The organism is Winogradskyella sp. (assembly GCF_028289625.1).
Taxonomy (GTDB): domain Bacteria; phylum Bacteroidota; class Bacteroidia; order Flavobacteriales; family Flavobacteriaceae; genus Winogradskyella.
Genome location: NZ_JANQOM010000087.1, coordinates 25,538 through 37,967 on the forward strand (window position 1 = coordinate 25,538; position 12,430 = coordinate 37,967).

General features: G+C 35.7%; 7 protein-coding genes. All 7 read left to right on the forward strand.

Annotated elements, in window-relative coordinates; genetic code table 11:
• The first annotated feature begins 95 nt into the window (after positions 1-95).
• Positions 96-677: a Holliday junction branch migration protein RuvA gene (gene ruvA, locus Q0992_RS16435; RefSeq protein ID WP_299526936.1), complete on the forward strand. Its 582-nt coding sequence runs from the start codon at positions 96-98 to the stop codon at positions 675-677.
• The gene (gene sprA / locus Q0992_RS16440) at positions 677-8,059 is read left to right on the forward strand and encodes a cell surface protein SprA (protein WP_299526938.1); all 7,383 of its coding nucleotides are present in this window, start codon (positions 677-679) and stop codon (positions 8,057-8,059) included. The genes ruvA and sprA overlap by 1 nt, the downstream gene beginning before the upstream one ends.
• A gap of 72 nt (positions 8,060-8,131) precedes the next feature.
• Entirely contained in the window at positions 8,132-8,512 is a 381-nt protein-coding gene (gcvH, locus tag Q0992_RS16445) for a glycine cleavage system protein GcvH (protein WP_299526940.1), read from the forward strand.
• Between the two features lie 55 nt (positions 8,513-8,567).
• Entirely contained in the window at positions 8,568-8,867 is a 300-nt protein-coding gene (locus tag Q0992_RS16450) for a VanZ family protein (protein ID WP_299526942.1), read from the forward strand.
• A 63-nt stretch (positions 8,868-8,930) separates the two neighbouring features.
• The gene (locus Q0992_RS16455) at positions 8,931-9,659 is read left to right on the forward strand and encodes an energy transducer TonB (RefSeq protein WP_299526944.1); all 729 of its coding nucleotides are present in this window, start codon (positions 8,931-8,933) and stop codon (positions 9,657-9,659) included.
• Between the two features lie 114 nt (positions 9,660-9,773).
• Positions 9,774-10,571: an energy transducer TonB gene (locus Q0992_RS16460; RefSeq protein WP_299526946.1), complete on the forward strand. Its 798-nt coding sequence runs from the start codon at positions 9,774-9,776 to the stop codon at positions 10,569-10,571.
• 110 nt (positions 10,572-10,681) lie between these two features.
• Positions 10,682-12,430, forward strand: a 1,749-nt coding sequence (locus Q0992_RS16465) for a gliding motility protein RemB (RefSeq protein ID WP_299526948.1), incomplete at its 3' end; no start/stop codon positions are given.

Below are 12,430 nucleotides of genomic sequence, written 5' to 3' on the forward strand. Positions count from 1 at the left end.
GATTTATCGGATTTTTATGGTAGAAGCACAAGGTGCCATTTACAAATTTCGATGAGTATAGATTAGCGTTAATCTAAGCAGATAGCTAAAAATTTATGATTACGCACTTAGAGGGTAAACTTGTTGAAAAAAATCCTACAAATGTTATAATAGATTGCAATGGTGTAGGGTATTTTATCAATATATCTCTTCATACATTTTCTCAAATTTCAGATAGAGAACATCTTAAGCTATACACCTATCTTCAAGTTAGGGAAGATTCGCATAGTCTCTATGGATTTTCATCTAAAACCGAGCGTGAAATATTTAAACTATTGATTTCGGTAAGCGGTATAGGTGCCAATACTGCACGTACCATGTTGTCCTCATTAACACCTGATCAGGTAAAGGAAGGGATAGCAAGTGGTGATGTGGGATTGATACAAAGTGTAAAAGGGATAGGGGCGAAAACAGCACAACGTGTCATCATCGATTTAAAAGATAAAGTGTTAAAAGTATATGGCATAGACGAACTTTCTTTAGTGCCAAACAATACGAATAAAGATGAAGCGTTATCTGCTTTAGATGTTTTAGGATTTAATAAAAAGCAATCAGAAAAAGTAGTAGACAGAATTATAAAAGCCCAACCGAATGCCCTTGTAGAGCAAATTATTAAAGAAGCTCTTAAAAACTTGTAATGCAATTGTATAAGACTAACTATACTCAATTAAAATCAATCAGTTTTTATGTTTCATTAGTATTTATAATGCTAATGAGCGCTTCTATTTCTGCCCAAGAGACAGAAACAGAGCAAGATTCTACTAAAACCACTTTTGCATTTGGGAAATTAAAAGCACCAAACCCCAATAGTATTGTTTCAAAATATACGTATGACCCCATTTTAGACAAGTATATCTATACTGAAAAAATTGGCAATTTCAATATCAATTATCCTTTAATTCTTACACCCGAAGAATTTCAGAAATTAGTTCTAGAAGAGAAATTAAAGGCATATTACAAACAAATGATTGATGCTGCCGCTGGCCAAAAAGAAGGTACGGAAGAAGATCAAAAAAATTTATTGCCAGAATTTTATGTGAATTCAGGATTGTTCGAGACTATTTTTGGTGGCAATACAATTAATGTTATTCCTAGTGGTTATGCTGAGGTAGATTTAGGGGTTTTGTTTTCAAGACAAGATAATCCAGCGTTCTCGCCAAGAAACCGTACAAACTTTACCTTTGATTTTGACCAAAGAATTGGATTGAGTCTATTGGGTAAGGTAGGGACAAGACTGCAAGTAACGGCTAATTATGATACAGAAGCGACATTCGATTTTCAACAACTCATAAAGTTGGAATACACACCTACCGAAGATGACATCGTAAGAAAGATAGAAGTTGGTAACGTAAACATGCCATTAAACAGTTCGTTGATAACTGGCGCACAAAGCCTGTTTGGTGTTAAAACAGAATTACAATTCGGTAAGACAAGAGTAACTGCTGTATTCTCTGAACAACAGTCGCAATCGCGATCGGTTGTAGCCCAAGGTGGTGGTACTTTAGAAGAGTTTGATTTCTTTGCTAGAGACTACGATGAAAATAGGCACTATTTTTTGGCACATTATTTTAGGGACAATTATGATCGAGCACTATTGCAATATCCGTTTATAGATAACCAAGGGCTTCAGATTACAAGGGTAGAAGTCTGGGTAACCAATAGAAATAACCAAACAGATAATGTTAGGAATGTCGTCGCTTTTCAGGATTTGGGAGAATCTGAGCTAGATAATATTGGCTTAGACCCTTTACCAGGAGGTTTCGTTAATAATCCAGGGGCATTACCAGATAATGAAAATAATGATTTTGATCCAACCAATATAGGTGGCGCGGGATCTTTATTAACGGAAGCTGTTAGAGACATAACCAATGTCGAAGCTGGAGTATTAGTTAATGTAGAAGAAGGGTTTGATTTTGGGAAACTTGAAGCTGCTCGCAAACTTCAGGAAGGCCAGGATTATGTGCTTCATTCAGAATTGGGATATATTTCCTTAAATCAACGCCTGCTTAACGATGAAGTGTTAGCAGTTGCTTTTCAATATACCGTGGGAGGTGAAGTGTTCCAAGTAGGTGAGTTTGCTAATGACGGTGTCGATGCTACTGAAGTTAGTGATGGTACAAATGACAATCAAGTTGTTAATAACCAAAGTTTAGTTTTAAAAATGCTAAAAAGTGCGGTGACACTTGTTGACCAGCCAATTTGGGATTTAATGATGAAAAACATTTACGATACAGGTGCTTTTCAGTTAAGTCAAGAAGATTTTAGGTTAAACATTTTCTATACGGAAGCATCTCCTTTAAATTATATAACACCAGTTGAAGGTACTACATTTCCTATTTTTGGCAACAATACACCATTTACAGGTGATGATACCGAAATTAGGGAAACTCCTTTGATTCGGCTGTTTCATCTAGATCGACTCAATGTAAATAATGACCCGCAAGAATTAGGTGATGGCTTTTTCGATTATGTTCCTGGTTTAACAGTGTTAACCCAAAACGGAAAAATTATCTTCACGAAGGTTGAGCCATTTGGACGCTACCTGTTCGATGTTTTAGATGATGATGGCAATCCAGCCAATAACGATTTTGACTATGACCAAGACGTTTACACCAATGAAAATCAAGAGAAGTATGTATATGACTTGCTATACAAGTCTACAAAAATCCAAGCTTTAGACGAGGCTGAGAAGAATAAGTTTCAAATCAAAGGACGTTTTAAAAGTAGTGGTGGCGATGGCGGTATACCTATTGGTGCATTTAATGTACCAAGAGGTTCAGTAAGAGTTACTGCAGGTGGTAGATTACTTGTAGAAGGTATTGATTATACGGTTAACTACCAATTAGGACGTGTTGAGATTTTAGATGAAGCCCTAAAAGCATCGAATACACCTATAAATGTTTCGGTTGAAAACAATGCCGTTTTTGGTCAACAGACCAGACGTTTTACTGGGGTTAATGTAGAACACCAGTTTAATGAGAACTTTGTGCTTGGGGCAACACTTTTAAATCTTAATGAACGGCCAATTACACAAAAGGCTAATTTTAATGCCGAGCCCATTAATAATACCATATTTGGGCTTAATGGTAATTATTCTACCGAAGTACCCTTTTTAACCCGATTAGCAAATAAGCTGCCAAATGTTGACACTGACGTGCCTTCTAATTTATCAGTTAGAGGTGAATTTGCGTATTTACTTCCAGGGGCGCCAAACGGTACGGATTTTAATGGTGAAGCCACAGCCTATATTGATGATTTTGAAGGTACGCAAGGCGCAATCGATTTATTGAGCCCATTATCTTGGTTCTTATCTAGTCGTCCAATAGGTTTGCCTACGATTACACCAGGAAATGACAATAATGGAATAGAAAACGGCTTTGGTAGGGCCTTCTTAAACTGGTATACTATTGACCCTATATTTTATAGTAACCAACGCCCGGGAGGTATAACAGATGATGACATTTCTAATTTATATACAAGGCGTGTATTCATCGAAGAGATTTTTCCTGAAGTTGACATCGTACAAGGACAAACTGCGGTCATAAACACCTTAGATTTAGTGTACTACCCATCAGAACGTGGGCCATATAATTTTGATCCTAATGCTGCTGATGATACCATTGACCCCAATACAAGTTGGGCAGGGATTACCAGACAAATTACCTCTACCGATTTTGAACAGGCCAATGTAGAGTATATTGAGTTCTGGGTACAAGACCCGTTTTTGGATAATCCTACAGGTCAAGGAGGAAAGTTATACGTGAATCTTGGTAATATTTCCGAAGATGTCATAAAAGATGGTAAAAAACAATATGAAAACGGATTGCCCGAAAATGGTGATATTTCCTTTTTGCAACCAACATCATATGGAAGTGTTGTGCCGCAGGATCAATCGTTGATTTATACGTTTGCAACTACAGGGCAGGAGCGGACAAACCAGGATGTTGGTTATGATGGTTATGACGATAGTGAAGAAACACCGGTATTTCCCGATAATCAAATACTGACTGACTTCTATGCTAATTTCTCTGGTCTAGAAGATCCTTCAAAAGATAATTACACTTATTATTTAAATACAGAAGGAAATATTTTTGAGCGTTATAAGCAATATAACGGTCTGGAAGGTAACACCCCAGATATATTTACAGATACTAATAGAGGGTCTACGACTCAACCAGATGTAGAGGATATCAACCGAGATAATACCATGAATACGATTGATAGTTATTTTGAGTATGAGGTTGATATTAACCCAGCAGCACTTAATATAAACAATCCCCAGATTAACGATATAAAGGTAAGAACGGTCACCTTGCCTAATGGAGATCAAAGGGACGTATCATGGTATCAATTTAGACTGCCAATCAGTGAGCCTACTAACGCCATTGGAGGTATCAGTGATATTAGATCGGTTCGTTTTGCACGTTTATATCTAAGAGAATTTACAGAAAATACGGTGTTACGTTTTGCCACTTTGGATTTGGTGAGAAGTGATTGGAGACGCTTTACACAAGATTTAGATAATGACCCAACCAACAATAGTGCAGATGCAGAATTCAACGTAGCAATAATAGGTGTGCAGGAAAATGATGGAGATTATGTGATTCCTCCTGGAGTAAGACGTGAGGAATTAAATAACAATAACAATATCATTAGACAAAACGAGCAGTCTTTGGTTTTACAGGCATGTGACTTAGAACCTACGGACTCACGTGGGGTATTTAAGAATATCAATATAGATATGCGTCAGTACAAAAAGTTGCGTATGTTTTTGCATGCAGAAGCACAGGATGGACAGATACTGCAACCAGGGGAGATGACTGCATTTATAAGATTGGGTAATGATTTTACGGATAACTTTTATCAAATAGAAGTACCACTTTTACCAACCGATTTCGCGGATACAAGCTTACCAATTGCAGAACGTATATGGCCTTTTGAAAATGAGATGAATATACCATTGTCATTTTTACAGAAAATCAAGGCTTTAGGGATTGATGATGGGACTTTATCCAATCCAGACCCAACATTTTATAATGTCATTGATGGACAGTTAAATGAAACACCGGTTTTAGAATTCTCACCACTAGAGATTGGGCAACAACGTATTGCTATAAAAGGGAATCCTAATTTTGGTAATGTTAGGGTACTAATGGTTGGTGTTAAAAACTCTGGTAGTACCATGGCAAATGCTTGTGGTGAAGTTTGGTTCAATGAATTGCGTATGTCCGATTTAGAAAATGAAGGAGGTTGGGCAGCCGTAGTAGGAATGGATTCTAATATTGCTGACTTTGCTGATGTGAGTTTTACGGGCCGACGAAGTACCATTGGTTTTGGTGGTATAGAGCAAGGACCTGCGGAAAGAAGTCTAGAAGATGTACAACAGTACGATGTGGTCACCAATATGCAACTAGGGCAATTATTGCCAAAAAAATGGGGAGTCCAGGTGCCTTTCAATTATTCTCAAAGTGAAGAGTTAATAACACCAAAGTTCGATCAGTTCTATAATGACCTTACTCTAGATTCACGTTTAGATGCTGCTGATTCTGCTGAGGATGAAGAACGTATTAGACAGCAATCCGAAAGTTATACAAAACGAAAGAGCATTAACTTTATTGGCGTACGAAAACAGCGGACAGGAGAAAAGAAACAACGGTTTTATGATGTTGAAAACCTAACTTTTAATTATTCATATAATAAAGTAGAACATCGGGATTTTGAAATTGAGAGCTCATTAGATCAAAATATTAGAGCTGGTGTTAACTACAATTACAGTTTTAATCCTGTTAAAATAGAGCCTTTTAAAAATAATGATTCCTTGTTTACTGGGAAATATTGGAAAATATTGAAAGACTTTAATTTTAATTTATTGCCTTCAAATATCACGTTCAATTCGGATATCAACAGGCAATTTAGCAAGCAGAGGTTTAGAGAGGTTGAATTAGGCGGAGATAATATTGCCATTGAAGAATTATTCCGAAGAAATTATACGTTCGATTTCCAATATGCTATTAATTATAACCTTACGGATGCTTTAACCTTGAACTTTCAAGCGGCCAATAGCAATATTGTACGTAATTATTTTATAGACGATCGAATTAATGGAAGACAAGACCCAGAGCTCGATGTGTGGGATGGCTTTTTTGATTTAGGTGACCCTAACATACAAACACAACAGTTTCAGCTTAATTACGAATTGCCTCTTTATAAAATTCCAGCATTAAGTTTTTTAAGAGCAACATATGCTTATAACGGAACTTTTCAGTGGCAAAAGGGTTCCGATCTTAATGAGAACCTACAGGTAGAGATAGATGATGACAATGACCCGACAACACCAGATAGACTTAGGACTTATAACTTGGGACATACGATTCAAAACTCCAACACACACAATATTAACTCTACATTAAATATGGAAACCCTTTATAAATCTATTGGTTTGGTAAGAAAAGGGAATCAAAGAGGTAGAGGGCGAAATCGAAATACTGCTGCAAGAAGGAGAACAACAACGCCAGAAAGGGCATCGGACAACAATAATCAGGCACAACAAGATCCAAATAAATTAAGTGTCGGTAAGAAAGCCTATAATACCTTAATCGATGTTGTAACCATGGTGAAACGTATTCAAGTAAATTATTCAGAAAATAATGGTACATTTTTACCAGGTTATTTACCAACACCAGGATTCATAGGTACATTAAGGCCAACTTTGGGATACACCTTTGGTAGCCAAAGGAATATTAGGGATATTGTGGCTAGAGAAGGATGGTTAACGACTTTCCCAGAATTTAACCAGGCGTATACAGAAGTTACTAACAGAACATTAGATTATTCGATTAATGTTGAACCTATGAGAGACCTAAAAATTGATCTTATAGGTAATAGAACTTATGCTGAAAATATAACTGAAAACTTTAGAGTAGAAGATTTTACAGGTCCTGATATCAATGATGATGGAATAGGAGATCCTGATGGGATTCTTGATTATAATGCGCTTATTACAAATTCATTCGGAAATTTCAATATTTCTACAGCATTAATTAGAACTGCATTTAGTAAAAGTGACGAAAACCAATCAGCAACTTTTGATGATTTTAGGGCGAATCGTTTAGTTATTGCTAACCGCTTAGCAAGGGAGTTTTATGGCAATACACCATTTGGCACTGATGCGGATGGTTTCCCAGAGGGGTTTGGAAAGAATAGCCAACGTGTATTGTTGCCTGCATTTTTAGCAGCATACCAAGGTTCAGATCCAGAAAAGATAAATACAGGAGCATTTAGGGATGTACCAATTCCTAATTGGACCATAAAATATACAGGGTTAATGAGAATCCCTTGGTTTAAAAAGACTTTTAGACGTTTTTCTATCCAACATGGTTATAGATCTAGATACACTATAAATCAGTTTAGAGCTAATTTGGATTTTGATGATTCTGTTGAAAACTTAGTCATAGATCAAAATACAGGTGAAGGTTCTATAAACCCTGCTAATCAAGATGCAAACGGAAATTTAAAAAACAGAACACTTTTTAGTAATATTAACTTAGAAGAGCAATTTAGCCCTTTAATCAGACTGGAGTTCGAAATGAAGAATTCTATAAAAGTGCTAGCAGAAGTTCAAAGAGATAGATTATTATCATTGAGTTTCGACAATAATTTAATGACTGAAGTTCAAGGGCAAGAGTATATATTAGGGCTAGGTTATCGAATTAAGGACTTAAGGATTAGATCAGCGCTTGCAGGTGCCAAGCAAATCGTAAAAAGTGATCTTAATATGAGAGCCGATATTTCGGTAAGAGATAATAAGACCATCGTTAGATATTTAGACTTGGAAAGTAATCAGTTAACAGCTGGGCAAACTATTTGGAGTGGAAGATTTAATGCGGATTATGCCTTTAGCAAGAATTTAACAGCTATATTTTATTTTGATTATACGTTTTCAGATTTCGCCATTTCGACCTCATTCCCACAAACGTCTTTGAGAACAGGCATTACTTTACGTTACAACTTTGGAAATTAATTTTTGAACAAACCTTTGAAATGCAAGAATTAAAAAATTATTTTTGTTCCATTAATTTTTACAACACTAAGAATGAATATACCATCAGAATTAAAGTACACTAAAGACCACGAGTGGATTAAGATTGAAGGAGATACTGCTACAGTCGGCATTACGGATTTTGCACAAGGAGAGCTTGGCGATATTGTTTATATTGAAGTTGACACTTTAGATGAAACCCTAGATGCTGAAGAAGTATTTGGCACAGTAGAAGCTGTTAAAACAGTTTCAGATTTATTTTTGCCGTTATCAGGCGAAATCATCGAGTTTAATGAAAATCTTGAAAACGAACCCGAAAAGGTCAACACCGATCCTTATGGTGACGGTTGGATGATTAAATTAAAATTCTCTGATGAGTCCCAAATAGATAATTTATTATCTGCAGAAGATTACAAAGCACTTATAAGTGGCTAAAAAGCTACTATTATTAGCTGCTATTACCTATACTTTTCTGCTAATTGTCCTTAGTTTGATAAATTTAAAGGGAGTGCCTAGTCTTGGCTCCTCTTTTGACGATAAAATCTATCATTTTTTGGCATATTTTATATTAGCGGTTTTGTGGATAACCTTCTTTAAGATTCATAAGAATACGTTTAAGCTGTTTTTTGTATTTATTACCATAATTTTATTTGGAGTTGTTTTAGAACTCACGCAACATCAGCTTAACCCAAACAGGACTTATGATACTTGGGATTTAATAGCAAATTGCTTAGGTGTATTAGTTGGCACATTAATTGCTGCAAGATTCAATATAATAAAGTTAAAATAATTAGAAGTTTTGCTTTTTTAGCTTTTATTTAGTTAAATTAGCGACACTATAAAAGTATGCACTATGGAACCTAAAAAGAATCCTAAATCAGACGTAAGACGCAATAGTTCACTATATTTCGCAGTTGGTCTTGCCTTAATGCTAGGCATTACTTACATGGCTATTAATTACAAGACTTACGATAAAAGTGATGTTGTAGCAGATACACTTAACTTGGATGACGAGTTAGATGAAGAAATTCCAATTACTGAACAGATTGTTACACCACCACCGCCACCACCGCCACCACCAGCAGCTCCAGAAGTTATTGAGGTTGTAGAGGATGAAGAGGAAGTGGAAGAAACAGTAATTGAGTCTACAGAAACAGAGATGGATACAGAAATAGTAGAAGTTGAAGAAGTAGAAGTAGAGGAAGTAGAAGAAGATATAGAGGTGCCTTTCCATGTTATTGAGAATGTTGCTGTTTTCCCTGGATGTGAAAAGAAAAAAGGGAATGAGGCAAAAAAGAAGTGTATGAATGAAAAGGTAAACAAATTTATAGGTAAAAAGTTCAATACAGACTTAGGTAGTGAATTAGGATTACCACCAGGTAGAAAAAGAATTTTTGTTCAATTTAAAGTTGACAAAACAGGTAAAGTAACAAATGTTGTTGCTCGTGGACCGCACCCTGGATTAGAAAAAGAGGCCAAGCGTGTTATCAGCCAACTTCCAAAAATGCAACCAGGAAAGCAGCGAGGAAAGGCGGTTGTAATGCCATTCTCTATTCCAATAGTTTTCTCTGTTCAAGATTAGATAGACACAGTTCTTAATATAAAAATCCCGTTCAAAATTAATTGGACGGGATTTTCTTTTTGGTATGCTTATTGTGACTTTATCATAATATTAACATTTTAAATAATACGTATTATGAAAAATTCTAAAAAGAGTTTCAATAGCGCTGGTCAGAGCCCTATTGAGGTGAAGAAATCACAAAAGCATGATGCAAATTTACAAAAAAACTCAACCCTTTATTTTCAGATTGGGTTGATTCTTTGTTTGTTGGGCACCTATTCGCTTTTTGAAATGCAATTTCAGGATAAGAAAATTGTGTTAGAAACTGCAGAATCAAATGATCCAACTGTAATCCACGTGGCAACCGTTTATCAACTAGAACCTAAAAAACCCGAAGCGCCTAAACCAAAGAAAGAAAGAAGTAAGACCCTAAAGGATAAGTTCGAACTAGTTGAAGACGATCCACTCAAGCTTGAAGATGAAATTTTTTCAACAGATGATTCCGAACCAGTAAATGAACCATTGGAAGTAGGCAGCCTTCCAGATAATACGAACTTAGAAGACGAAGAAATTCTAGTTCCATTTGTAAGTGTTGAAAAAGTGCCTGTATATCCAGGATGTGAGCGTAAGAAAACAAACGATGATAAAAGAAAGTGTATGTCTAAAAAGATATCTAGGTTGATAAATAATAAATTTAATACAGGTATTGCCAATGAATATAGTATATATGGCTTACAAAAAATCGATACTCAGTTTACGGTCGATAAGAATGGTAATATTACGGATATCAAAATCAGAGGCCCTCACCCTGCTTTAGAGAAAGAAGCCGAGCGCGTAATTAATAAAATTCCAATTATGGAACCTGGTTATCAAAGAGACAAACCAGTGGGAGTTATCTATAATTTACCTATTAAATTTTTAGCCAAAAATTAGATTTACAACTTTTATAATATTTAAACCGTTATCAATTTGATAACGGTTTTTTGTTTTAGTGTAACTAAAAAAAATAAGTATCTTTCGAGTACTAAAAATCTAGTTTTTTCATGAAGCACGTTAAGCTTATTGTTTTTTTATTAATGTCTTTTCAGAGTTATGCTCAAACCATTTCTACATATGAAAAACCACCTGTTTTTAGTGAATGCGATTCTTTAGCAGTAGAAGAACTGAAATCGTGTTTTAACTATACGTTAAACAACTTTATTTACAAGAATTTTCAAGTGCCCCAAATTGTAAGTGATGATGCATATAAAGGAGATGTTCAAATCTTATTCGAGGTGAACAAGGACGGAAAATTCAACGTCATATATACAGATGCCATATATGATGAATTGAAGACGGAGAGCAAGCGTGTTTTTCAATTATTGCCAAAAATTAAACCTGCTACCTATAACGGTAAACCCACCTTTATTCAGTATAGTATAAGTATAGCTATTCCCCTAACAGAACCCGTAAAGGAAGAAGAAAAGATTTTAGATAAAGGTGAAATGACAGAAGAAGATAGTCTTAATGCCACCTTATCTAATGAGTTTGATGCAGTTAATGATGAATTGAAGCCTTATGAAAAATTAGAGTATAGCAGTCAATTAAATATTCCATTTACACATTCTTATTATGCGCGTTTTGATGATGAAATGAATGCCATAGGCACTAATAGTCATACGGCTGCAAAACCTTTTGTTTATAGTGATGTTGAAAGATATTATGATATAAAAGCAGAGAAAAAGAGTCTGGCAAAAGATGTTGATTCATGGTTTGGAAGAAAATTGTATAACGAACATATGGTGGAAGTGCAGGGCAAGGATTATTGGTTTACAATAGATCCTATTGCGGATTTACAAGTGGGTAAAGATACCGAAGCTGATGATGGCACTTGGAATAATACAAGAGGTATTTTTATACAGGCTGGTTTTGGAAAGCGATTTAATATATCGACGTCGATATACGAGAGTCAAGGACGCTTTGCGGATTACTTTAACCGTTTTGCTGAAAGCTTAAGGGCATTTGGACCAGATCCTGCAATAATACCTGGGCGTGGCATTGCTAAGAGGTTCAAGGATAATTCATATGATTATCCGGTTGCAGAAGCTTATTTGTCATATACACCAGTTGATTTTTTAAATATTCAGTTCGGACATGGAAAGAATTTTATAGGTGATGGTTATCGATCGTTATTTCAAAGTGACGTAGCTAGTCCGTATCCATTTTTGAAATTGAATGCAACATTTTGGAAAATAAAATATACAAGTACTTGGATGTGGTTAAAAGATGTTCGTCCCGAAGTGGTTGTGGATGATGCCTTTTTAACTAAATATATGGCTAATCATTATTTGAGTTGGAATGTCTCTAAACGTCTTAACATTGGTCTTTTTGAATCTGTAATGTGGGCAGATACCAACGGAAGAGGCTTTGATGTTAATTATCTGAATCCAATAATATTTTTTAGGGCTATAGAATTTCAAACGGGTCAAGGAGCAGGAAACGCCATATTAGGTTTAAGCGGAAAATACAAATGGAATAACAAAGTCAACCTCTATGGGCAGTTTATTTTAGATGAGTTTTCATTGAGCGATGTCACGGGTGGTGACAAGAGTTGGAAGAATAAATTCGGATTTCAACTCGGGGCAAAATACTTTAACGCCTTTAAGGTTGATAATCTATTGTTACAGGCAGAGTACAATCAGGTACGCCCTTACACCTATTCGCATAATACAATAGTTTTAAACTATGCGCATTTTAACCAACCTATGGCACACCTATGGGGAGCCAACTTTAGGGAGTTGGTATTGATTGGA

Excerpts from the sequence above, each read along its gene's own strand:
- ruvA (WP_299526936.1), top strand. The coding sequence starts at position 96 with ATGATTACGCACTTAGAGGGTAAACTTGTTGAAAAAAATCCTACAAAT.
- sprA (WP_299526938.1), top strand. The coding sequence starts at position 677 with ATGCAATTGTATAAGACTAACTATACTCAATTAAAATCAATCAGTTTT.
- gcvH (WP_299526940.1), top strand. The coding sequence starts at position 8,132 with ATGAATATACCATCAGAATTAAAGTACACTAAAGACCACGAGTGGATT.
- Q0992_RS16455 (WP_299526944.1), top strand. The coding sequence starts at position 8,931 with ATGGAACCTAAAAAGAATCCTAAATCAGACGTAAGACGCAATAGTTCA.
- Q0992_RS16460 (WP_299526946.1), top strand. The coding sequence starts at position 9,774 with ATGAAAAATTCTAAAAAGAGTTTCAATAGCGCTGGTCAGAGCCCTATT.